General features: G+C 63.1%; 23 protein-coding genes. 10 read left to right on the top strand and 13 right to left on the bottom strand.

All coding sequences use genetic code 11. The features are described 5' to 3' along the window. Window positions 1–12: 12 nt before the first annotated feature. The 7 genes from LDN95_RS05210 to LDN95_RS05180 all read right to left on the bottom strand — a co-directional run bounded on the left by LDN95_RS05210 (window position 13) and on the right by LDN95_RS05180 (window position 8,470). The gene (locus LDN95_RS05210; protein WP_226016583.1) at window positions 13–795 is read right to left on the bottom strand and encodes an SDR family NAD(P)-dependent oxidoreductase; all 783 of its coding nucleotides are present in this window, start codon (window positions 793–795) and stop codon (window positions 13–15) included. 35 nt (window positions 796–830) lie between these two features. After that, window positions 831–2,081, bottom strand: a complete 1,251-nt coding sequence (locus tag LDN95_RS05205; RefSeq protein ID WP_226016582.1) for a CynX/NimT family MFS transporter — start codon at window positions 2,079–2,081, stop codon at window positions 831–833. Further along, window positions 2,078–2,542: a nuclear transport factor 2 family protein gene (locus LDN95_RS05200; protein ID WP_226016643.1), complete on the bottom strand. Its 465-nt coding sequence runs from the start codon at window positions 2,540–2,542 to the stop codon at window positions 2,078–2,080. Before LDN95_RS05200 ends, LDN95_RS05205 begins: the two co-directional genes overlap by 4 nt. Before the next feature lie 265 nt (window positions 2,543–2,807). Continuing rightward, window positions 2,808–5,336: a TonB-dependent receptor plug domain-containing protein gene (locus tag LDN95_RS05195; protein WP_226016581.1), complete on the bottom strand. Its 2,529-nt coding sequence runs from the start codon at window positions 5,334–5,336 to the stop codon at window positions 2,808–2,810. 320 nt (window positions 5,337–5,656) lie between these two features. After that, the gene (locus LDN95_RS05190; RefSeq protein ID WP_226016580.1) at window positions 5,657–6,520 is read right to left on the bottom strand and encodes an SDR family NAD(P)-dependent oxidoreductase; all 864 of its coding nucleotides are present in this window, start codon (window positions 6,518–6,520) and stop codon (window positions 5,657–5,659) included. Beyond that, the gene (locus LDN95_RS05185) at window positions 6,517–7,284 is read right to left on the bottom strand and encodes an SDR family NAD(P)-dependent oxidoreductase (protein WP_226016579.1); all 768 of its coding nucleotides are present in this window, start codon (window positions 7,282–7,284) and stop codon (window positions 6,517–6,519) included. The genes LDN95_RS05190 and LDN95_RS05185 overlap by 4 nt, the downstream gene beginning before the upstream one ends. A gap of 106 nt (window positions 7,285–7,390) precedes the next feature. Beyond that, window positions 7,391–8,470 carry a Rieske 2Fe-2S domain-containing protein gene (locus LDN95_RS05180; protein WP_226016578.1) on the bottom strand — a complete coding sequence of 360 codons (1,080 nt, stop codon included), beginning with the start codon at window positions 8,468–8,470 and terminating at the stop codon, window positions 7,391–7,393. Window positions 8,471–8,600: 130 nt separating this feature from the next. On the opposite strand from LDN95_RS05180, the gene LDN95_RS05175 reads away from it, so the two are divergent. The 3 genes from LDN95_RS05175 to LDN95_RS05165 are packed head-to-tail and all read left to right on the top strand — an operon-like array spanning window position 8,601 to window position 10,659. Beyond that, window positions 8,601–9,470: a LysR family transcriptional regulator gene (locus tag LDN95_RS05175; protein ID WP_226016577.1), complete on the top strand. Its 870-nt coding sequence runs from the start codon at window positions 8,601–8,603 to the stop codon at window positions 9,468–9,470. Further along, window positions 9,467–9,859, top strand: a complete 393-nt coding sequence (locus LDN95_RS05170) for a nuclear transport factor 2 family protein (protein ID WP_226016576.1) — start codon at window positions 9,467–9,469, stop codon at window positions 9,857–9,859. The genes LDN95_RS05175 and LDN95_RS05170 overlap by 4 nt, the downstream gene beginning before the upstream one ends. Then, window positions 9,856–10,659, top strand: coding sequence for a TIM barrel protein (locus LDN95_RS05165; protein ID WP_226016575.1), 804 nt, complete (start codon window positions 9,856–9,858; stop codon window positions 10,657–10,659). The genes LDN95_RS05170 and LDN95_RS05165 overlap by 4 nt, the downstream gene beginning before the upstream one ends. Here the strand turns inward: LDN95_RS05165 and LDN95_RS05160 are convergent. After that, complete coding sequence (locus tag LDN95_RS05160; RefSeq protein ID WP_226016574.1) at window positions 10,647–11,375, bottom strand: arylsulfatase; 729 nt, start codon at window positions 11,373–11,375, stop codon at window positions 10,647–10,649. The two genes, LDN95_RS05165 and LDN95_RS05160, sit on opposite strands and share 13 nt — an antisense overlap. A gap of 59 nt (window positions 11,376–11,434) precedes the next feature. On the opposite strand from LDN95_RS05160, the gene LDN95_RS05155 reads away from it, so the two are divergent. From LDN95_RS05155 to LDN95_RS05145, 3 genes are all read left to right on the top strand, one after another. Then, window positions 11,435–12,238: an SDR family NAD(P)-dependent oxidoreductase gene (locus tag LDN95_RS05155; RefSeq protein WP_226016573.1), complete on the top strand. Its 804-nt coding sequence runs from the start codon at window positions 11,435–11,437 to the stop codon at window positions 12,236–12,238. A gap of 175 nt (window positions 12,239–12,413) precedes the next feature. Continuing rightward, a complete protein-coding gene (locus tag LDN95_RS05150) occupies window positions 12,414–13,469 on the top strand; it encodes a hypothetical protein (RefSeq protein ID WP_226016572.1) in 1,056 nt (351 codons plus the stop codon). A 95-nt stretch (window positions 13,470–13,564) separates the two neighbouring features. Next, complete coding sequence (locus tag LDN95_RS05145; RefSeq protein WP_226016571.1) at window positions 13,565–14,323, top strand: SDR family oxidoreductase; 759 nt, start codon at window positions 13,565–13,567, stop codon at window positions 14,321–14,323. 33 nt (window positions 14,324–14,356) lie between these two features. Here the strand turns inward: LDN95_RS05145 and LDN95_RS05140 are convergent, their stop codons facing one another. After that, window positions 14,357–14,923 carry a nuclear transport factor 2 family protein gene (locus tag LDN95_RS05140; RefSeq protein WP_226016570.1) on the bottom strand — a complete coding sequence of 189 codons (567 nt, stop codon included), beginning with the start codon at window positions 14,921–14,923 and terminating at the stop codon, window positions 14,357–14,359. Window positions 14,924–15,074: 151 nt separating this feature from the next. On the opposite strand from LDN95_RS05140, the gene LDN95_RS05135 reads away from it, so the two are divergent. The 3 genes from LDN95_RS05135 to LDN95_RS05125 are packed head-to-tail and all read left to right on the top strand — an operon-like array spanning window position 15,075 to window position 17,325. Continuing rightward, window positions 15,075–15,962, top strand: a complete 888-nt coding sequence (locus tag LDN95_RS05135) for an SDR family NAD(P)-dependent oxidoreductase (protein ID WP_226016569.1) — start codon at window positions 15,075–15,077, stop codon at window positions 15,960–15,962. After that, window positions 15,959–16,387 (top strand): nuclear transport factor 2 family protein, encoded by a 429-nt coding sequence (locus tag LDN95_RS05130; RefSeq protein ID WP_226016568.1) that lies wholly within the window; start codon window positions 15,959–15,961, stop codon window positions 16,385–16,387. Before LDN95_RS05135 ends, LDN95_RS05130 begins: the two co-directional genes overlap by 4 nt. Before the next feature lie 38 nt (window positions 16,388–16,425). After that, window positions 16,426–17,325: an NAD(P)-dependent oxidoreductase gene (locus tag LDN95_RS05125; protein WP_226016567.1), complete on the top strand. Its 900-nt coding sequence runs from the start codon at window positions 16,426–16,428 to the stop codon at window positions 17,323–17,325. A 62-nt stretch (window positions 17,326–17,387) separates the two neighbouring features. Here the strand turns inward: LDN95_RS05125 and LDN95_RS05120 are convergent, their stop codons facing one another. The 4 genes from LDN95_RS05120 to LDN95_RS05105 all read right to left on the bottom strand — a co-directional run bounded on the left by LDN95_RS05120 (window position 17,388) and on the right by LDN95_RS05105 (window position 21,293). Continuing rightward, complete coding sequence (locus tag LDN95_RS05120) at window positions 17,388–18,158, bottom strand: SDR family oxidoreductase (RefSeq protein ID WP_226016566.1); 771 nt, start codon at window positions 18,156–18,158, stop codon at window positions 17,388–17,390. Between the two features lie 28 nt (window positions 18,159–18,186). After that, entirely contained in the window at window positions 18,187–19,341 is a 1,155-nt protein-coding gene (locus LDN95_RS05115; RefSeq protein ID WP_226016565.1) for a sulfotransferase, read from the bottom strand. A gap of 217 nt (window positions 19,342–19,558) precedes the next feature. Continuing rightward, on the bottom strand, window positions 19,559–20,491 hold the full coding sequence (locus tag LDN95_RS05110) for an alpha/beta hydrolase (protein WP_370631650.1): 933 nt from the start codon (window positions 20,489–20,491) through the stop codon (window positions 19,559–19,561). A 76-nt stretch (window positions 20,492–20,567) separates the two neighbouring features. Beyond that, on the bottom strand, window positions 20,568–21,293 hold the full coding sequence (locus LDN95_RS05105) for a hypothetical protein (protein WP_226016564.1): 726 nt from the start codon (window positions 21,291–21,293) through the stop codon (window positions 20,568–20,570). Between the two features lie 203 nt (window positions 21,294–21,496). Here LDN95_RS05105 and LDN95_RS05100 point away from each other — a divergent pair, with 203 nt between their 5' ends. Further along, window positions 21,497–23,239 carry a D-aminoacylase gene (locus LDN95_RS05100; protein ID WP_226016563.1) on the top strand — a complete coding sequence of 581 codons (1,743 nt, stop codon included), beginning with the start codon at window positions 21,497–21,499 and terminating at the stop codon, window positions 23,237–23,239. Window positions 23,240–23,316 lie beyond the last annotated feature (77 nt).

The raw sequence follows: 23,316 nt of genomic DNA, 5'->3' as shown, positions 1-23,316 counted from the left end.
TGTCCTTTCCGATCAGGCGCCGGGCGCGCCCGGGAAGCCGTGGTAATAGACGCCGGTGGTCATGCCGCCATCGACGACCACTTCGGTCCCGTGAATGTACGACGCATCATCGCTCGCCAGAAACAGACTGGCTGCAGCCACTTCCTCAGGGCCACCGATCCGCTGCAAGGGCACGTGGGAATAAGTGGTGTTCAGTTCTGCGCGCGATACACTGCCATGATTGCTCATGATGGTATCGACGCCACCGGGATGCACCGAATTGACCCGCACCCCCTTGTGGCCCAGTTCCATCGCGGCAACCTTGGTCAGCCCGCGCACGCCCCATTTGCTCGATGCATAGGCGACCAGACAGTTGGCGCCCTTCATGCCGTCCACCGACGAGATGTTGACGATGGCCCCCTTGCCGCGCGCGATCATGCCGGGCGCGACCGCCTTGATGCCAAGGAACTCGCCGACCAGATTGACATCGAGCACCCGCTTGAAGTCGTCGTGGGTGGTGTCGAGCATCCCCTTGAAGATGATGATCCCGGCGTTGTTGACCAGTACGTCGACACCGCCGAACGCGGCTTCCACCTCAGCCACCAATGTGGCCCACGCCGCCTCATCGGTCACGTCGTGCTTCCAGAACCGTGCGTTCTCGCCCAGTTCGGCGGCCAGCGCCGCGCCTTCGGCATCCAGCATGTCGGCAATGGCGACCTTGGCCCCTTCGGCCACGAACAGGCGGCTGGTTGCCGCGCCCATGCCGCGTGCACCACCTGTGACGATGGCAACCTTGCCAGCAAGTCTGCTACCCATCTTGTTTGTCTCCCGTTGTTCAATCCGAATTTCTGTCAGGCGAGCGTCGGCGCAAGCCTGACCGGTACCCGCGAAATGGCGAAATAAAGCGCGGCGACGCCGATGCAGGCTGCTACGATCACGAGGACGACAGGGTCGTAGCTTCCGACCATATCACGCAACACACCCGCCAGCGGGGGCAGGCCGAAGTTCATCGGCAGGGTCGCCAATCCAAAAAGTCCCAAGGCGCGCGTCAGCGAGCGGGCGCCGAACCGTTCGCCCGCCAGCACACTGATCGCGGGAAACACGGCGGCGCCACCCGCGCCGATCACCAGCGATCCCAGCGCCATCGGCCAAAGCGACTGCGTCAGAAACAGCGCCATCCAGCCCGTTGCCGTGCCTGCCGCAATCAGCGCCAGCGCCCTGCCGCCGCCAAGCCGCGCGCACAGCAATCCCGACCCGAATGCGCCGACCACGCTGGCACCGCCCATGACCGCCGCCAGCAGCGACGCTTGTCCGGCAGCAATGCCGCGCTCGATGCCGAATGCCACCAGATGCGACGACGCTATGATGCCGACTGCATGCAATATGCCCGATCCCAGCACGATGCCCCAGAACAGCGGCTGCCCAAGCATGGTGGTCGCCGACACTGCACCGCCCGTACCCAAGCCGGTCCCATTGTCGTTGTGATGTCCGGGCACCGAGCGGATCGCGGCAGTGCCGGCAACCTCGTCCTCGGGGGCGTCGACGATGCCGAATGCGAACGGCAGCAGCGCAACGTGGAGCGCGGCCAGGGCGAGGTAGAGGCCCGACAGCCCGCCTTCGCGGATCAGCGGCAGCGTCACCAGCGGAACCAGCACCATCAGCACCGGCATGTTGACCAGTCCGGCAGCAGGGCCGGGATTGCTGCGGAACCAGTTTCCGGCCAGCACCGTGGACGGCAGCGGTCCGAAGCCGACCAGCCCCAGCCCGATCGGCACCGCATAAGCGAACAACACCATGCCGATGTTCGATGCCAGCGCCAGCAGGACATACCCCGCCGCCGACATGACGATCCCGCCCACCATCATCGCGCGCAAGCCGATGCGGTTGATCAGCGGCGCAGCGAGGGGGGCGGCCAGCCCCATCATCATGACCGCAAGTGCGATCCCGAGGCTGGCCAGTCCGCGCCCGACGCCGAACTTCTCCTGCAAGGGTATCAACGCCACCCCGAACGACCCGAACGCGCACCCGATCGCCACGTTCTGGCACAAGAACCCGCGCAGCAGCATCATGCGCGCTCGCCCGGCGGGGAGGGGTGCGCTCATGCCTTGTCCGAAACCTCGGGCACCGGCGGCATCGCCGGCACGTTGTGGTTCCACCCCATCTCCTCGTACCGTTCGGCAATCCGCCAACCGGCCGGTGTGCGCACCAGTTTGTCGCGATACCACAAGCCGATGAAGAATACCTGATCCGGCCCATCCGCCGGGCGGTAGGTCATCGGGTTGAACAGGATCGTCCGGCTGCTGGCGATATCGCCGTCCAGCACAAGGCGCGTCGTTGCCACCATGTGCTGGAACATCGGAAAGCGCTCCAGCGCCTGCGGCAGCCAGGCCTTGATCTCGGCAAAGCTGCCGCTGACCCCGCCCGATTCGGTGTAGTCGATCCGTGCATCGGGGGTGAACACGCTGTCGAGCGCATCCCAGTCGCGTTCATCGATAGCGAAACTGTAGCGCGCGAAGAGATCCTGAATCTCGACACGATCGGATATTTCCTGCAACGGCAACACAGGCATTCCCCCACATTTTCGGAGCCGTTTTCGAATCATTATACGAAAATAGCGCCTGACGACTTGTTTTTTGGCTTCTGTGCGTAGCAATCTGCCCGAATGGCTTGCCTACCGCAAGCCCTTCCCTGCACAAGTTCATGGCGGCAAGTTCGGGGCGGCAAGTTCGGGGCGGCACGCGGTCAAACGAAAGGGCCGCCACCGGGCAAGGGAGGCAAAAGCCTCATCTTGCCCGACGGCGGCCACATCTGCATTAACGAGTCGTCGGTCAACGACCCCCGAAGCTGTACCGCAGGCGGACGCCATACATCCGCGGCTCGCCAAAAATCTTGGTCTGGCCGCCGATCGTCTGGAACGTGCCAGTGTTGCTGGTGGCGTATTCCTTGTCCGTCAGGTTGGTTCCGAAGACCGACACGTCAAGACCGCTGCCAAGCGCGTTCTTCCAGTCGATCGATACGTTGAGGATGCCGAACGACGGCAGGCGAACGCCCGGTTCGTTGACCGTACCATCGGGGAAAGTCTCGGTCGAAAGCGGCGCGGTATCTTGCGCATCTGTCCAGTTATAGCTCACGAACAGGCTGAGGTCGCCGACCTTGGCCGGGGTCGGGATCGACAGCCGACCATAAACCGACACGATGTTGGGCGAGAGATATTGCAACGGTCGACATGTCATGTCCGCACCCGCAAACACCTTGGGCGAAGTTACCGATGTCGCGGTGCAATCCCAGACACCCGAGTTCGAGTCGAACTTGAACGACTTGTAGTGCGAGCTGAGATGGCTGTAGTTGCCGCCCAATTCGAGCTGCCTTATCGGTCGGATCATGCCCTGCACTTCGACGCCCTTGATCACTGCCGAGGCCGTGCTCAGCGTGATCGCGCCATTGCCGCCGGTCGCATTGTTGCGGTCACCCGCCGCGCGCTGGATATTGGTATAATCGAGATAGAAGCCGTTGACGTTGAACACGGTCGGCACGCCGCCGACGGTGAAGTTCGACTTGAAGCCCAATTCGTAGTCGGTGACTTTTTCAGGGCCGAACGTACGGGTGTTATCGTACACCGCATAGCTGTTGAAGCCGCCTGCCTTGTAGCCCTTGGTCACCTTGCCATAAAGCAAGAGCTCCGACATCGGGCGATAATCAAGGCCGATGGTCCAGTTGGGCGATGAACTCTTCAGCTTGGCGCCGAACTGGCAATCGGTTTCGGGGTTTGTGGTGAACTGGAACTTCCACGAGCAAAGCTGGCCAAACTGCTGGTTGCCCACCGGGGTATAGCTCCACGATGCGGTCGTCCCTTCCACCGTGTCCCAGGTGTAGCGATACCCAGCCGTGAGACGCAGTTTGTCGAGCGAGGGCGAAAGGGCGCCGAAGTCGAACGTGCCTTGCGCATAAAGCGCCTTGGATTCATTGGTCACACCGATGGTGCTGGCGCCGATCCGGCACCCCGTCGCCATGGGATTGGAACACACGGTGATCGCCCAGGATTGCATGCGTCCATTGGGTGACTGCTTGTAGTAGAACCCGCCGACCGTGTAAGTCAGCTTCTTGTCGAGAGCGGTGCCCTGAAACTGGAGTTCTTCGGTAACCGTCTTGTACCAGTCGCGGGGCGCGGTGCGGCTTTCAACCGTGGTGCCGGTGTCATAGACCGGCGCGATCGTCCCGTCCTGATCGTTGGCATAATACGACTTTAGCATCGCATAACTGACGATATTGCGCAGCTTGAGCGCATCGTTCAGATCGATGTCGGTGGTATTGCTGATGCCCCAGGTTTCGGTCTTGGCAAAGTCGTCGACGCCGTGAGCGACCGAGCGTATGCCGCGCGCGTTCTGGTCTTTGATGAGATTGTCGTAATACGAACAATCCGTCGCGTGCTTGCAGAAGTTGAAGGTGGTCGGAAAATAGGTATCGAGCACCCTGAAGTAACCGGTGTTGAAGCTTTGCGCGACCGACCCGGTGCCATTGCTGTGCGAATAGCCATAATAGGCCATCGTGTAGTTGGTCACACCCTCAACAGGGTTCAGCCACAGGCCGATACGCGCCATGCGGGTGTGCACGTCGTCGCGATCCTTGTTCCAGTTCACGTCATGCGTGAAGCCGTCGCGATCGCGCGAAGCTGCGACCACACGCACCCTGATCTTGTCCGAAACAGGGACGTTCAGCACCCCTTCGAATTCGGTCATGTTGTAATTGCCGTACCCGCCGGAAAGATAGCCTTCCAACTTGTCGGTCGGCTTGGCCGGGGTCAGCAGGATGGCGCCGCCGGTGGTGTTGCGCCCGAACAGCGTGCCCTGGACGCCCGAAAGCACCTGCACGTTTTCCAGATCGGTGAAATTGCCCGGACCACCCTGCCCGCTCAGCGTGATCGCCGCAGGCAACGGCACTTCGTTCATATAGACGACAACCGCCGGCGAGCCTTGGAACGAGGCGCTCTGGCCACGGATCGACGGCGACATCACCTCGCGCGAGGCCTGTCCGTTGGATGCGATGACCAGCGAAGGCACCGACGCCTGCATATCACCGAGGTTCTTCAGCCCACGCTCGCGGATGCTTTCGGCCGAAATCGCGGTGATCGAGATTGGCACGTCCTGCGCGCGTTCGGCGCGGCGATTGGCGGTGACGATAATCTCGCCGATCGAGGGCGCTCCTGTCGCTTCACTAGCGGAATCGGCAGCAGATGTCTCGGCAGCGGCCAGGGCACTGCCCGGCATCAGGAACGCGCTTGCGGCAACGCCAGCCAGCATCATGGTGTCCGACCAGACCATCCGCCGGTTCTTCAAAGGCTTGTCGTGATTCACGGTCACTCTCCCTCTCCCAGTTTACCCTGACTGGCGGCCGCCGGGTTTTCCCGACTGGCCACCGGGGAGAGAAGGCGCACGACACCGCAGCTTGCGACACCATGGGTCGCAAGTCTTTTTGTCGCACCGCTGCACAGCATGGTGGCCGCCCAAAAGGCAGCCCCGCGCACTGACGGCACCCTCTTTCCCGGTATTCTAATTGCTTCGCAGCTATCGCTTACAATCTACGCAAACCAATAGCAAGTGCATACGAAAATACTCGTTTGCGTAATGCTTGTCGCGATTTTGGCCCGAAGTGAATACCGCGTCCGGGGAGTACCGTCAGGTCAGGCAATGATCGCGGGATGCGCCTCACGGGGGTCGCCCAGCATCGCCCGCCAGGACGGTGGCTGACGCCCCCCGGCTTCGACAATGCCGTACTTTTCAGCCATTTCGGCGGTAATGACGGTCTTGCCGTTCAAGCTGGCAAGGTCGGGATCCGAAAACAGCGCATGGATCACCCGCCCGTTGAATTCGGGCGTTTCGGCATTGGCCATGATCTGCTCGTACTGTTCGGGATGCTCCTCGCGCGTGCGGGCGCTGCGTTCGGTAAGCAGGGGCCCCATCCACAGCGCGATCGCCGCGACTCCGGTGCCGCGAAAGTCGACTCCCATGTCGGCCGCGAATTTGTCCACGCCCGCTTTCTGGGCGCCATAAGCAGCACCGTGCATGTAGCAGACCGACCCGAACGACGACGTAAACGCGATCAGCCCGCTGCCCTGCCGCACCATCAACGGCGCCGCATGCCATGATGCAAGGTAGGCCGAGCGCAAGCCGACATCGAGGATATCGACAAGGTCCGGCGACTTTTCCCAGAAGGGCCCCGGCTTGACCAGATCGTCATGCAAGGCGGCGGCATTGTTGACCAAAATGTCCAACCGACCGCTCTCGCGCGCGACTTGCGCGAACAGGGCGGCAGTCTCGTCTGCGCTGGCGTGGTCGACCCGCACGGCGATGCCTTCGCCGCCAGCGTCGGTGACGGCTTGCGCGGCAGAACCGATCGTTCCGGGCAGATCGGCATCGCCTTCGTTCAACGTTCGTCCGGTGACATAGACCCGGAAACCCTTCTCGCCCAATGCGCGGGCGATGCCACGCCCGGCGCCGCGACTGGCGCCGGTGACGACGGCGACCTTGCGCTCGGCCCCGCTCATACGCCGAATCCGCCCGATACCGAGATCGACTGCCCGGTGGTGTAGGCCCCTTCGTTGCTGGCGAAATACACACAGGCATGGCCGATTTCCGCCGCGCTGCCCCAGCGCTGCAGGCACAGCAGCTTGTGCGTCTCGGCCACCCATGCCTCGTCGAGTTGGCCCTGACGGGTCAGTTCATGCAACTGTCCGGCGTCGATCACGCCCACCAGCACCGAATTGGCGCGGATATTGTGCCTGCCCTCTTCCTTGGCGATACCCTTGACCAGTTGCTCGTTCGACGCCTTGACCGCCACTGACATGCCATCGCGCGCCGGCCACCAGTCATGCCCGGCCGACCCCAGCGTGACAAAGCTTCCGCCGCCCTGCTCGCGCATGTGCGGGATGACGGCCTGTGTGGCGGCAAAGAAGCCATGCACCTCGACGTCGAATGCATGCCGCCATTCGCTCATCGGCGTGTCGGCAAGATAGCGCTGGTTGACCAGCGGTCCGGCAGCCCAGACCACCGAGTGAATCCGGCCATGCTGCGCGATCGCATCGGCGATCACGGCCTCCACTTGGGTCGGATCGGTCACATCGGCAGTATGGACGCTTGCCTTGCGGCCTTGCGCTCTGGCATCGGCAGCAACCGCCTCGGCCACCTCGCGCTTGCTGCGGCAGACGACCGCGATGTCACTGCCCTGTTCGGCAAAGGTGCGGGCCACGCCCTGCCCGATGCCGCCGCTGCCGCCGAACAGCAGGGTACAGCCTGCCGGAAATGTAGCCATCGATCTTCTCCCTGTTGCCCGCCGTATGAGACGCGCGCCTGCCCGACCGTCCCGTTGCCGGGATAGCCGTTCGGACGCGCATAACCTGACGGGTCATGTCGTGTTGTTAAGCTGCCTGATGCCCCGGTCGCCGGTCGAGCGTCACAGCCAGACCATTGACCCGCGCCTGAATCTCCGGCGCCATCGCGCGCGGGTTGTAGAACTGGCGATACCAGGTGCGGACTTTGCCGTATGGGCCGTCGTTGGGGATCGCCAAGGGGTTGATGCTCGCCCGCTTGTTCGCCCAGATCTCGACGTCCTGCGCAAAGGCAAGGCGACTGCCTTCCTGATACATCAGCGCATTGGCGCGATCCTCGGCGGTCGTCTCACGCGAACCATCGTGGACCTTGACCATCAGCGCATGCCACGAGCGCGTGACCCCATCTTCCACCGGGGTGTTGGCGATCATGATGAAGCTGTCGAAGGCGCCGGCCATTTCCGACTGGAGGAAGCCTGGTCCTTCATACCAGGTATCGAGCACCAGTTGATCGCCGTCCGCCGCAGTCAGCGTACGATGCCCGGCGCTGTAATACTGGTGGATCACATGTCCCTGAAACTCGTTGGCAAAATACTGCCAGTCCTTGGCGCCATGGATGGGGATGAAGTGGCCGAAATCGGCCATGTTGTCGACGATCTCGATCCCGTGACTGTTGAGGTCGCCCATGCAGTCGATCTTCCATTCGACCCAGCCCGGCTCACCATAGTGACCGCCGAAGTTGGCCAATTCGACATCGGGTTCGAGCCCTTCTTCATCGTGCCATACCCAGATGATCCCGGCGCGCTCGATGGTCGGATAAGTCCGCAGCTTCGCCGCCTTCGGGATGAAGTCCGAATAGGGAATGTGGTTGCAGGCGCCATCGGTACCGAAGCGCCAGCCGTGGAACGGACAGCGGATCGATTCGCCTTCGACATGCTCGCCATCGCGCACGATGTACGACGTGGTGTTCTTGGCGAGGTGCGCGCCCATGTGCGGGCAATAAGCATCGACGACATAGGCCGTGCCGCTTTCGCCACGATAGAGCACCAGATCCTTGCCGAAATAGCGGATCGGTGCGGGGATGCGGGTGGCATCACTGGCCGCGCCGATCATGAACCAGCCACGCGGGAAGGTGTATTCGCCAAGCGCATAGTCGCTGGATGTTGCCATGGTCATCAACTCCTGTTGCCGCACTGTTTCATCCCGGAGATATCAGCGCAATCCCGTGCTGTTTAGCGAATTTGATACCGATTTGCGAAGAATCTTGCACTGCACACCACTTGTGCAAATATGCACGCCCATGGAATGGAGCGATCTTCAGGTCTTTCTCGCCGCCGTGCGCACCGGATCTTACACCGCAGCGGGGCGATTGCTCGCGATGAATCGCACCACGGTGGGGCGGCGAATCGACGCGCTCGAAGCGTCGCTGGGCGTACCCCTGTTCGCCGATACACCGCGCGGCCCCGCGCCGACCAAGGCTGGCGAACGGCTGCTCAAGGCTGCCACCGACATCGAGCGGGAAGTGGCCGGCATGCTCGACGACCTCGCCCTCGGCGCTCAGGCAGCAGGCTCGGTACGCATCGCCGCAAGTGCTGGTATCGTTTCGGAATTCCTGCCGCAACTGCTCCGGTTCCAACAGGCCAACCCGCAATGCGCGATCGAATTGCTGGGCGAACTGGATGCATTGGATGCGGTGACCTGCCGTCGCGCGGACCTCGCCATCGCTCTGGTCCGCAGCCCGCCGCTGCGCCTCGCCGGAGAGCAGGTCGCGGTCCTTTCGCAAGCGCGCTACGTCCGCCACGACTTGCCCGACGATGCGCCGCATCTGGGCTGGGGGCATGAACTGGATGCGGCGCTGCCGGGAGGACACTGGGCAGCGGCCAACCCGTCCGGGGAAGCCGCCGAGCGCGCGGGATTGATCACCTGCAACAGCTGGCCACAGATGAAACAGGCGGTGCTGGCGGGCTTCGGCAGCGCTGTGCTGTGGTGCTTTGCCGGTGACGCCGAGCCAGGCTTGCGCCGGATCACGCCACCCGACCCCCGACACGATTGCCCGCTGTGGTTGCTGCATCGCGCCAAGGCACCACCCGGCCCCGGCCTGACCAAGCTGATCGCTTTTTTGCAACAGGCGCTGGCCACCCGGCTCGCGCCCGACAAGGACATTGCATGACCGAGACAATTCCTCCGCAGGCTACCATGAAAGCGGCCCTGCAAGCGTATGTCGACCGCACAAACGCAGGCGATGCCGAAGGACTTGTCGCGCTGTTCGCACCCGATGCCATCATCGAAGATCCTGTCGGATCACCTGTGAAACACCACGGCGAGTTTGCGAGCTGGTTCGCCGATTCCGTGGCCTTCGGCGCGCAGATCACCCCGGTTGCCCCCATGCGCGGTTCGCATGGCAATGCCGCCGCGCTGGTGCTCGATGTGACATTCACACCATCCGGCGGACAGCGCCTGCGGATCCGCTCGATCGATGTGTGCACGTTCGATGCCGCTGGGCTGATCACATCGCTGCGCGCGTACTGGGGGCCTGATGACGTGGAACCGGTGACGTGAATCCGCTCAGCCTCAACACCTTCAACGGTTCACCATGGGTTGGCGGCGCCGGCGATCTGGGCAGATGGGCAGACGCAGCCGCGGCAGCGGGATTTGCCCTGCTTGGGCCGGACTGCCCCTCGATCGACGCATGGCTGGCAACAGGGCGGACCATGGCAGGACTATCCCGGCGGCTACGCGATGCCGGCATTGGCTGCGAGATCGTCGGGGTCTGCGCGATGCTGGACGGCAGCGCCCAGCAACGCGCGGCGCTGGCTCAAGCCACTCGGCATGCCCAGGCGTTGGGGGCTAACTTTTTGCAGGTAAACGTTTCTGCACCTGATGCGGCAGCCCGTTTGGCAGCAGTGGAGCAGGCGGCAACGGCAGTGGCAGGAACCGGGTTGAGGCTGGCGCTTGAATACATGCCCATCACACCGCTCTGCACGCTCGCCGAAACGCTCGCCATCGTCACCAGCATCGGCACGGACACGGTCGGGGCGCTGGTCGACAACTGGCATCACGCGCACGACCCGCAAGGGTGGGAAACACTTGCCGACGCGCCGCTCGATGCCATCGCCTATGTCGAATTCGACGATGCGCAACCAGCACCTGCCAATGCCTCATTGGATGACGAGACCATGCACCGGCGCACGTTCCCCGGCACAGGGGTGCTTGAGTGTGCCCGATTTGCCAGCCTCTGCCGCGCACGAGGTTACAACGGCGTGGTCAGCGTCGAAGTCCTTGACCGGGCATGGCGTGATCGGCCTTTGTCAGAATTTGCCGATACCTGTTTTGCCACCACACGCCCTCATTGGGCGTGAACTCCGCCAATGCCGCCACCGGCCTCAACCAATCTTCGCAGTTTGCGCACGGCAGCCTGTGGCGTGGTCAGTACGGGCTCGGGGCGCAGCGGCGTAACAAGCGGCAGTGCTCGCGCCATCGAAAACTGTCCGATCACTGTTACATCGACCTTTCCAATAGTTGCCGCTGCCTGCGCGGCAAGCCGATCATGACCAGCTTCGTCACCGGCTTGCAAAGCGGGAAGCGCACCGTCAGCCACGATACCCACCACCTCAGGCAGGGTCTGCCCACGCGCCCTTGCGATCATCTCGATCTCGCCCGTGAGCGGCGCAAGCGATCCGGCGAACGTCAGCAACACGGCAATGCGCCCTCCACCATCCACGCCCGCGCAGATGTCCAGCGCCTCATCGAAGGCCCCTTCGTTGGGCGAGACAACAGGAATGGTGAGATCTGCCTTCACCCGGTCAATCGCCGGACGAAAGGCGGAGCAGGTGAACAGGATGCCGACCGGCTTGCGCGTGCCGTCCGAAACCGAAGCAGCATACCGACCGAGCGCGAGAAACCGGTCGATGATCGCGGGGGTGATTTCCCCAAGCGTGGCGTAGTCGGCAGCAAGCGAATCATCGAGCAGATTGTGCGCCCAGGCTTCCGGCCAGATTTCCCCCATCGCGGCCATTGCCGGACCTGGGGATTGGGCCAGAGCGCTGATCAGGCCGATGCGAGGTGCAGCGTTCATAGGGGGTCCTTGCGTATGCGTACGCGCGCAGGTTTCCGCCATTTCGACTGGAGAGCAAGATGCTGAAACTGAATGGCAAGGTGGCACTGGTCACCGGGTGCGGCTCGATCGGTCCCGGTTGGGGCAACGGCAAAGCGATTGCCACGTTGCTCGCCCGGCAGGGAGCGACGGTTTTCGGGGTCGATGTCAACCTGGCTGCTGCCGAGGCAACCCGCGCGGTTATCGAGGCGGAAGGCAATGCACTGGCCATAGCCGCATGCGACGTCACCGATGGTGCGCAAGTCGATGCGCTCGTTGCCGATTGCGTTGCACGTTTCGGCAGGCTCGACATCCTGATCAACAATGTCGGCCAGTCCGAGCCGGGAACGCCCGCGACGATGGAACCGGATGTTTGGGATCGACAGTTGCAACTCAACCTGACCAGCGCCTATCGCACATGCCATGCCGCCCTGCCCGTGATGGAAGCCCAGCGCTCTGGCGCGATCGTCAACGTTTCGTCCGTTGCCGGATTGCGCTGGGTTGGCAAGGATCAGGTCGGCTATGCCGCTGCCAAGGCCGGATTGATGCAGTTTTCGCGCGTCACGGCTGTCGCCTATGCAGCAAAGGGCATCCGGATGAACTGTGTCGTGCCGGGGCTGGTCTTCACGCCCCTCGTTCGCCGGCTCGCGGATCGATATGGCGGTGGTGATTTCGAGGCGATGGTAGCGCGGCGGCATGCGCAAGTACCCATGGGACGGATGGGCGATGCGTGGGATGTTGCCAATGCCGCGCTGTTCCTTGTTTCGGACGAAGCGCGCTACATCACGGGAACCGAGATCGTGGTCGATGGTGGCCTCACCGCCTCGACCGGTGTGGTCGGCTGATGCAACGCCCGCTGGTCGGCAGAGTGCCTTGAAAAACTCGGCGCCCGCCGTGAAATCATGTTTGTAATCACTTACAAATAATGGCAGCTGATCGGCATGGACGGTGTCAAGGCCGCGACTCCGCCGACAAGAAGCGGTTCCCTGATGCGGACAAACCAGTGGATGAGGATTGATCATGACGAGCACCGCGTCTGTTTTTCGCCCTGTTGCCCCGCCGCAGGTCATCGAGAACGCCTTTTCGGCCGAACAGCATGCCCGCATGCTCGAAGTGGTGCGCACCAATGGGCCGTGGTCTCTGATACTGGCGCAGCATTTCAAGTCGCCCGAAGAGGTCATCGCCACCACCTCGGGCCTAGTGCCGGAAGGCTTCACCCCGACCTGGGACATGTTTCTGAGCCCCGTGTTCCGTGGTTATCTCGCCAAGTCATCGACTGTGCTTTATCCCGAAATCGAAGACTGCTTCCTGAACAAGGGCTTCCTTGACCTGGTGCGCGGCTATTGGGGAGCCCGCTATGCCACGCCCGAGAACATGCTGTTCAATATTCAGGGGCCTTGCCAAGGCGGCGGTAGCCCGCATGTCGACGCCACGCGGTATCGCGGAATATCGTTTCACAACACGCCGATCTGGCTGATGAACACCATGGTCAAAACAGGCCTGTTCAAACAATGGCAGCAGAAGAAGGCGCAAGTGATCACCTGGTACTACAAGGGCCGGGTCGGTGGCGGATTCAACTACTGGCCCGAAGGACCGCAAGGCCAGCCCACCCAGATCAAGGCACCGATGTGGGGACGGGCCGTGGTGGTCGAGAACGAAATGATGTTTCACACTGCCGAGACGACCGGCCCCGCGACCATGCGGCGCCCGGATGGCCTGACCATCAACACCTTGATGGGCGCAGATCCGCAAGACCCGACCGGCTGGCAACTTACCACCGAAGGCGCGGTGATTCAGCGCCTTCCCGAGGAGGAATTCCGGTTCCTGGTCCATTGGGGTGCGGACATCTTCATGGACCTGTCCGAACTGAAACGGGCGCTGGACCACAGCGACGACCTTACCCACGAGATGGTATTCGACACGATTATCGCCGATCTCAAGGTACGTGGCGAACATTTTGATATTCCGAGCGATCCCTTGACCGACAAAGCGTTCATCGGCCTGCTTACCCGCGTCTATGATCCGGGTCAGCCGGCCATCGTACCGCCAGAACCCGAAGAGCGCGTGGCAGCCTGAACCGAGCCTGGTTCGGCGAGCTGGGTGCGCATCGCCAGCCTGACAACCCAATCTGACACAAGCACCGCGACATGATCACAAAGGACACAATCTCCATGACCCGAACCATCGTGATTACCGGCGCTGCATCCGGGATTGGCAAGGCTACCGCCGAATTGTGTCGGGCGGCGGGAGACACCGTCATCGGCGTCGATCTTTCAGGCACCGATATCTCCGCAGATCTCTCCAGCCCCGAAGGGCGCGCGACAATGATCGACGAAGTGCATCGTCTGGCCCCATCAGGAATTGATAGTCTGCTGGCCGGAGCGGGCGTCTCCCGACCCGACGCGATCACGATCGCCGTCAACTACTTCGGCGCGGTGGCGACGCTTGAAGGCCTGCGACCGCTCTTGGCCAAGTCTCCCTGTCCGCGCGCGGTGGCGATCTGTTCAACAGCCGCCATCCTGCAAGGCAACGACGCTGTGGTGCAGGCCTGCCTTGCCGGGGATGAGGCAGCAGCGCTCGCTGCTTGCGCCACCGCCCCGATGAGCGCCTATCCGGATTCGAAAAGGGCGCTCAGCTTGTGGTTGCGCTCGGCAGCGGTGCGACCGGAATGGGCTGGAGCGGGGATCTCGCTCAATGGCATTGCCCCCGGCGTGGTGCTGAGCCCGATGACCGCGCCGCTGTTCGAAGACCCGGCGATGGTCGCTGCAATCCGGCAGAGCAACCCGATCGTCACGCGCGCTTATGCTCAGCCCGAAGAGATTGCCGAAACCATCCGTTTTCTGCTGACGGTGAACAGTGCCTATCTGCTCGGCCAGATCCTGTTCGTCGATGGCGGTTCGGACGCATTGCTGCGACCCGGCCAGTTCTGAGCGTAGCCTTGCGCGCAGGCGGCCGAACCAAAATCACTGCCGGAAATGACCGGCGCGGGCGGCAGCGAACATCGGCAGGCGACTGTAAACCGCATCTTGCGCCCCGGGCTCGCCCATCTCCACGCCATCGTCGATGGAGGGCCCCTCGCCACGCGCAAGCGCCCGATCCTCGAACCAGTCGAGCACGAGCGAGCGGCGCCAGAACCGCCAGACACCGTCTCGCTTGCGGTAGCGATCAAGATAGCGGCCTCCGGCGATGATCTCGCGAACGGGGGTTGCCACGGTGCGGTGATAGGCGACCGTCTGCAACTCGCCCTCGGCGCTGTCACCGTCGATCAGAAACAGCATGTTGCCGATCGAATGCACGGTGGCCGCCCAGTTGGCCATCATCGCGGGCAACCACGCGACATAGGCATCAGGACCGCCGCAGAACATCGCGCCATGATCGTCGATGGCATCATCGTGATAGAGACTGCGCAGCAAGACATAGTCGCGGCGGTCGATCGCATGGCAATAGGCCTGGACGAGCTGCTGGAGCGCAAACTGGTCGGCGATATCTGCCGATTGCCAGACACGTGGGGCCAGTGACACGGCATCCATTGGCAGCCTCCAAGCTTTGCGAACGAAGCTTTCGCCCCAATCTTGTATCGCTTCATGCGCAAAAATTCAACTTTATGAATACGCAAAAAATTGACTTCATCGCAAATTTTACCGAATATGCGTTGAATCAGAAAATCCGAGAGAGGCACCGATGACCGAGCAAACCACTGCGCCAGAGGATCGACTTCCCGTCGCCCCGTTGGACTTCACCGGAAAAACCGTTCTGGTGACGGGTGGCGGCGTCGGCATTGGTCGCGGCATCGCCACTGCCTTTGCCGATGCCGGAGCGCTTGTGGTAATCGCGGAAGTCGACGCGGCAAGGGCAGCCGACGTCGCCGCCGCGCTGCCCAACGCGCGGGTAGTCGTTTGCGACGTGCTGGATCGAAGGACGCCGGAACTGCTCGCCCACCGTATCGCGGCCGAAACCGGTCGGCTGGACGTGCTGGTCAACAACGTCGGACACTTCGTCCATGCGCAGCCTTTCGCAACGCTCGATGATCAGCAGATCGACGCCATCATCGACACCAATCTTGGCCATGTCCTGCGGATGACGCGGGCGATGCTGCCTTTGCTGCGCAGGGCCGCTCCGGGATCGAGCATCATCACCGTCACCTCGATCGAGGCGCATCGCGGCATTCCCAACTGCGCGGTCTATGCCGCTGGAAAGGCCGGTGTCTCGGGCTTCACCCGCAGCATCGCGCTGGAACTGGCGCCCGAGGGCATCCGGGTCAACGACATCGCGCCCGAGACGACCGACACGCCGCAGGTGGCGCTGGATGTCATGATCCCGCAGTCCAACCGGGCGCATATGGACAAATGGATACCGCTGGGTCGCTTTGGCAGGCCTTCGGATTGCGCGGGCGCGGCGCTCTATCTGGCCAGCCCACTGGCGGCATGGGTGACGGGCACGGTCCTGCACGTCGATGGCGGCGCGCTGGCCGCAGCGGGATGGGTGCGCACGCCTTCGGGCGAATGGACGGTGACGCCGCTGGTTTCGGGCAACGCGTTGCAGTTTCCCGGGCAAGGCGCTCCGGCATGAGTGTCGCGGACATTCTGGCGCTGCGCCACACCGCAGAGATCTATGCGCGTGGAGCAGACCGTCGGTGCAAGGACGATTGGGAAGCGGTGCTGGCCGACGACGTGGAGATCAGCGGCCCCGGATTCCATACCATCGGCCGCGCGGCCAACCTTGAATCGATCGACCTGCTCGCGCGCATGTTCCGTGCCACGCGCCACCTGATCCACAACCAGACCGTCACCATCGACGGCGACATCGCTTATGGCGAGACCGTCGCCACGGCCGAGCATGTCGTGCCGCAGGCAGAGGGCGAAGCGTTGCTGTGCTGGGCGATCCGCTATCAGGACGTGTGGCGGCACGAGGCCGACGCGTGGCGCTTCACCCGGCGCGAACTGGTGGTCGACTGGCAGGAACTGCGCCCGCTGGCCCCAACTGGCGCGCTTTGAGCGCCCCCGATCCGCCTGTTACCAAAGGACCATGCACCATGAAGATCTTCGTTGCCGGTGGAACCGGCGCACTTGGCGGCCATGCCGCGATCCATCTTGCCGCGCTTGGCCATGACGTGACGGTCGGAGGTCGCAAGGCCCCGCACCCAGCCACGCCGATGGCGACCATGCCGTTCCTGCAAGGCGACTATGTGGCCGGAGACTATACCGCCGATCGCCTGCGCGGATTTGACTGGGTGGTTTTTGCCGCGGGCAATGATCCCCGCCATGTCCCCCAAGACGCCGATTTCGAGCAGTTCCTGATCAAGGCAAACCACGAGGCCGTACCCGCCTTCTTTGCCGCCGCGCGCGAAGCAGGCGTAAAGCGGGCCGTACAATTGGGCAGCTTCTATGCTCAAGCGGCACCCGAACTCTTGGCAGGCAACAGCTATATCCGATCGCGTCTGGCGGCTTGCGAAGGCGCGCGCGCCGAAGGGCGGCCCGGTTTCGACGTCATCAGCGTCAACGCCCCGTTCATGGTTGGAACCGTGCCCGGCCTGCCCAGCGCGATCTTCGAACCTTATACCCAGTGGGCCAAGGGGATCATCCCGATCCCGGCCTATGCCCCGCCCGGCGGCACCAACTTCATGTCGTTCCGCTCGCTGTCACAGGCGATCGAAGGTGCGCTTGAGCGTGGCGAGCCGGGCAAGGCCTATCTCGTGGGCGACGAAAACCTCTCGTTCGCCCGCTATTTCCAGCTCTTCTTCGATGCGGTGGGCAACCGCGCGACCGTGGAAGTGCGAGACGAGGAACTGCCGCTCCTGCCCGATGTCGCCATTCCGCAGGGCCGCGCGAACGCCATCAGCTATGAACCCGATCCGGCCGAAGCGTCGCTGCTCGGCTATGCCCGCAGGGACGTCGCCAACGCGGTGGCGGAGATCGTCGCTCAGTTCGGGTGAAGCGCCAGTTCGATTGCAACCGGCGTGGACCGGGGCGGAGCAAGGCTCCGCCCCGCCAGCAATCAGGGTGCGACCCAATCGCCACCATTGACGTCGAGCGCCGCGCCGGTCACTTCGCTGGCATAGTCCGACAGCAGGAAATAGACCGCCTTGGCGCAATCCTTGTCCGGCGGGATGTGCCCGACCGGGATTTCCGATGCGCGCTGCGCCTGAAATGCAGGTCCACCTTCGCCCAGCCCGGCGATGAAGCCGTGCAGCGGGGCGCCCATCATCCACCCCATCAGCGCGGTGTTCACGCGGATGCCGGTGCCGCCCAGTTCGACCGCGAGCTGGCAGGTCATCTGGTTAAGCGCCGCCTTGGCCATGGCATAGCCGCCTTCGCCCGGCATCGGCTTGCGCGTGGCGAGCGTGGAAACGTTGACGATCGCGCCCGCCTTCTGCGCCTTCATCGTCGGAATCACGGCCTGAGCCATGCGCAACGCACCCACGGCATTGACGTTCATCGCCTGCAAGACCTGCTCTATGGCATGGGCATCAAGCGGGCCCCAATCCGGATGGTAATAGGCCGAATTGACCAGACCATCGATGCGGCCCCACTGGTCGATGGCGGCCTGAGCCAGCGCCTGACACTGGTCGGTTTCGGCAACGTCGCAGGGCACCGCGATCGCCTGACCGCCCGCCGCCACGATTTCGTCGCGCAGGGTGTTGATCGCATCGACCGAACGGGCCGAAATGACCACGCGGGCGCCTTCAGCGGCGGCGCCGCGGCACACGGCTTGCCCCATACCCGGCCCGGCACCGGTGATGATGACAACTTTATCCTTCAGGATCATTCTTCTCTCCCTTTGTTTGGTGTCTTGTTCAATCGGCCATGAACGCGAAATCGCGCGCGATCTGCTCCTGGCTCAGGCCGAATTCCTCGGCGCTGTATTTGTGGCGCGGGCGCTTGTCCCTGACGTTGTCGGCCATGCAGGCCTCTGCAGCTTCGCGATCGGCTGCATCGAAACCCAGCCCGACCGCGATCATCACCCGCTCAAGCGTGCCGATCGGATCGCTCACCGTATCGCGGTAATCGATGTCGATCACCTGACCGGCCGGAAGCGTCCGTCGCAGCGCCGCAAACCGCTCAAGCCCGGTCTTGAACCGCGCGGTCCAATAGGCGCCCTGAACTTCGCGGCGATAAGTGGTCGAGGTGTTCACGCTCATCGACGCGCACATGCTGCAATAGCTGGGCAGCACATCGGCAACGTCGCGATTGGTCATCACCAACTTGGCATCGGGGAAAACCGCCAGCAGGCCGTTCATCCCGCCCAGCACATGATGCGGCGTTTTCAGCACCCACTGCCGCCCGTGCCGCCAGGGGCTCTGATGCTGGATCGCCTTGAGCCACAACAGCAGGTCGCGATAGGCCGGCGCATGATCCTGATCGGCCATCCAGAAGCCATAGGACGGCACGTTCATCATCGAATCATACGAAGTCGACAGGAAAGTCCGGTCCAGCAGGATAACCTCCTCGGACACCACCATCGCCTCGATCGGGTCGATGCTTTCGAAGTCCGGCCAGAGTTCAAGCAGAGAATCGACCACCTGCCTGGCCATTTCCTGGCGCGGCGTCGGGTCGCCCGGCACCTCGCCCGGGAACGGCAGCGGAAAGGTGGTCTCCCACCAGAACAGCGACGTCAGCTTGGGTGAACTGGCCAACAGCCGCTGCACCACGGTTGAACCAGTGCGCGGCAACCCGACCACGACACAGGCTACATCGATCGCTTCCTCGTGCGCTTCGGGATGGTCCTTGAAGTACTGGACCAACTTCAACCGATCGGACAAGGCACTGGCGATGCGCATTCCGGCCCCGGCATCGGGCGCGATCAGCCCGGCCTCGGCATTGACCCAATCGACCAGCTTCGACAAGGGTTCAAGGAACCACATGTCGCCATAGTCGTCGAGACCGGTCTCGGCACGCGCACGCGCCAGCAAACCATCGACCGACAAGGTATTCCGGGCGTTCTGATCCATCCGCGCATCGCTCCCTGATTTGTTCTGGACACAAACCTAGACCTGAAACCCCGGACGAAACCCCCCAAATGGGTGGTCACCTGCAATTCGGATCAGAAAACCGGCCCGGCCCCCCCCAAAGTCTTTGGCAACCACCTGATCGGGCCGGACGCACAAGAGTGGCCCACACCGACAACAGTCGGTGCAGGAGCGCCCTTGCGGCAATCGCAGTCCTGTATCAGGCCAGCGCGCTGGCGAGGTTTGCGCCCGCGCGGGCAATCCACTGTTGCGCATCGGGGACCATCGCGCTCATGCTGAAGAAACCGTGGATCATGCCCGGTGCCTGCGCATGATCAACGGAAACGCCGGCTGCGACCAGTCGGTCGGCATAGGCATTGCCTTCATCGCGCAACGGGTCGAACTCGGCGGTAATCACCGTGGCCGGAGCCAGCCCGGCCAGGTCAGGCTGGCGCAAAACCGCGGCCAGCGGCGCTTGCTCAACCGGGGTTTCGCCAAGGTAGTGCGCCCAGAAGGCTCGCATGGCCGACGTACCGAGGAAGTACCCGCCTCCCCCGTTGGCCGCGTAGGACGGTGTGGCGAAGTCTGCATCGGTCACCGGATAGATCAGCAACTGATGACGCAACGCAGGACCACCTTCATCGCGCGCGCGAATGGCGACCGCAGCGGCCAGATTACCGCCCGCACTGTCGCCCGCCACCGCGAGCCGCGTGGCATCGACGCCCAGCACCTCACCGTTGGCCGCCGCCCAGACGAGCGCGTCATGACAATCGTCCAGCGGCAGCGGATAGGCCGCTTCGGGCGCCAGGCGATAGCCGACCGACAAAACCGCCGAGCCACTGGCAACGGCCAGCTCGCGGCAAGTGGCGTCGTGGGTGTCGAGCGTACCGATCACCCAGCCTCCCCCATGAAAATACAGGGTGAGCGGCGGAACCGCGCCATGGCCCTGCGGGACATAGAGGCGGGCTGGAACATCGCGGCCGGGCAAGGGCAAGGTCAGTTCCTCGACCCGCTCCACCGGCACGACATCGCCCACGGCGAGCGGATTATCCATCATGGCCCGCAAGCTTGCAGGAGGCGTTGCTTCCCAGTCCAACCCGGCAAGCGGCGCCATGGCTTCAAGAATCGGCAAAAATGCTGGGTTCAGAGGCATCGCGGGTCACTCTCCGTTCATTATCGTGTTGATCAAGCCATACCCGCATTGGCCGAAAGCAAATACCCCGTTCGGGCTATGCGGTGATCTGCCAGCCTGCCTCGCGCACCGAACTCATGTCCAGTTCGCGCATGACACCCAGCATTCCGTACCACTTGCGCGGCAAGACTGCGGTCTCCCGGTCCCGGTCAGAGAGGGCCTGAACCTCGCCGCGCAACTTCTCGATCAGTTCGGCCAGTTGCGCCGCGCCGACATCCGACAGCTTGACCAGCTCCGAGGCATAGGCGGTTTCCGGCGCGGAATAGTCGAGTTCGAAATACAGTTGCTTCATGTGTCGTTCGAACAGCGAACGCAGCGGAGCCTTGCGGAACACCAGCGCCCGATCGACCAGCGGCCTGACCTTGCCCTGCCGGAGCCGATCGACCAGCGCCAGCCGCTCCAGCTTCAGCAACGCGGTTTCGAGCATGCGCGACGGCAGCGAATAGTCAGCCGCAATCTCGTCGGGCTGGACCCCTGCAAGGATCGCCATGAACAGAAAAGACAGGAAAATGTCGGCCGAAAGCGCGCGCTCCTGTGCCAGCGTCAGCTCGCGCGCAAGGCCAAGCGGCGTATCCTCGGCTTCGCGCGCCAGATCGCCGATGGACATGCTGGCAAGGCCCGCCAAGCGCTCCATCCGGTCGACCGTCAGCCCTTTGCCGGCGAGCCATCGCTTGACCGTGGCCTCTCCCACCCGCAGTTCCGCAGCGAGCCGTGCCGCCGTCCAGCCCTCTTGCCGCAGCCGCCGTCGCAGGACCGTCAGCATTGTCGCGCTTGTTGATTCATGTCGCATGATGATCCGCAAGAGATCGTATAATGATCCCCATGGCAAGCAAATCCTTTAGCCAATCGCGTTCCGCGACTATGCATAGAACTGCGAAATCGGAAAAACGGACGTCGACGAGCGCCTGAATGCGCTTTGGATGAGCCTCGATCTTTCGCAAACGAGAACGGATTGGGAGAGCGAGCGTGAACGACATCCTCATCAGGAATGGTACCGTCGTCGACGGCACCGGAGCCCCCGCCTTCAAGGCGGATGTGCGCATCCGCAATGGCGCGATCGCAGAGGTCGGCCCCGACCTGGCGCCTCAGGGCGAACGCCTGTTTGACGCCACCGGGTGCCATGTAACCCCCGGCTTTATCGAAAGCCACACCCACTACGACGGCACCATGTGGTGGCAGTCCGATCTGGACCCGCTGCCGGGCTATGGCGCCACCACCATGATCATGGGCAACTGCGGCTTTTCACCCGCGCCCTTGCACAAGTACATGCCCGCCCAGCGCGAAATGATCGGGATATTCTCGTTCTTCGAGGACATTCCGGAAGGCCCGTTCATGCAGAACCTGCCGTGGGACTGGAACAAATGGTCGGAATATCGCGCTTCGGTGGAACGCAACGTGCGCGTGCCGCTGAACTACGCCGCCTATGTAGGCCACATCGCCATCCGCCTTGCCGCGATGGGCGTCGAAGCGTGGGACCGCGAAGCCACCCCGGAAGAAATCGCCAAAATGGCCGAGCTTCTGGATGATGCTTTGGCCGCAGGCGCGCTAGGTCTGTCGGACAACATGCACGACCACGATGGCCAGAACCGCCCCGTACCAACTCTGCGCGCCAACGACGCCGAGTTTGCGGCGCTGTTCGACGTCATGGAGAAGTATCCGGGCTGCTGCTATCAGGTCATCGTCGACACGTTCATGCGGATGACCGGTCCTGCCAACCTTGAACGGCTGGCGCGGCTGCTGGGCGGTCGCAACATCAAGTGTCAGATTGCCGGCGCCGTACCCACGCTCGAATTCCAGAAGCCGATCCTGCCCGCCATGCAGGAAAGCGTGCGTAAAATGCGCGAAGCCGGTGTCGACGTGTGGCCCGGTTACGCCCACGTGTCGCCCACGTCCACGCTCAGCCTGATCAAGTCGCTGATCTTCGCGCAATCGAACGACTATGTCTGGCACGAAGTCGTGCTTGAGGACGAACATTCGAAGAAGGCGGCGCTGCTGGCCGATCCGGATTGGCGGGCCCGTGCCCGCGAAAGCTGGGATACGCAGGCCTGGCCGCATTCGCCGATGCGCAACCCGCACGAGTTGTTCCTGCTCGACAGCGAAAACGGGGTCGGCCCGCTCGGCATCACGCTCAAGGAATACGCCGACAGCCTTGGCCTGCACCGGTCGGATGCGATGGCCGAATGGATCTTGCGCAACGGCACGCGCTCAACCGTCCACATGGCGCCCTTCCCCAAGGACGAAGATCTGACGATGGAACTGATGCTCGACCCTAAAACGGTCGGCAACATCTCGGACGCGGGCGCGCACCTGCAAATGCTGTGTGGCGGTGGCGAAAATGCGCTCCTGCTCACCCAATATGTGCGGGACGAAAAGAAGCTGACGCTGGAACAGGCCATCCACGTGATGACCGGCAAACTTGCGCAGCACTTCAACCTCAACGATCGCGGCGTGATCGCGCCAGGCAAGCGCGCCGACATCGCCGTGTTCAACATGGACGAGGTCCAGCGCCGCGAGATGGAAAAGGCGCATGACGTGCCCGACGGGCGCGGCGGCACCACCTGGCGCTTCACGCGCAAGGCCATGCCGACGCGCCTCACGCTGGTCAACGGCGTGCCGACCTTCGAGAACGGGGCCTATACCGGCGCAACTCCCGGCGAATTCCTGACTCCCGCCAACGACCAGCTCGCGCTGGCTGAGGCTGCGGAATAGGCCGCTTCGCAACCGTTCTCCAACTGGCAGGGGGCTTTGCATGCAAGCGCTCCCTGCCACTTTTCGCAATTGCCGAC

This window comes from Novosphingobium sp. FKTRR1 (genome assembly GCF_020404405.1).
Lineage (GTDB): Bacteria > Pseudomonadota > Alphaproteobacteria > Sphingomonadales > Sphingomonadaceae > Novosphingobium.
This window is presented reverse-complemented; position numbering and strand designations above follow the sequence as displayed.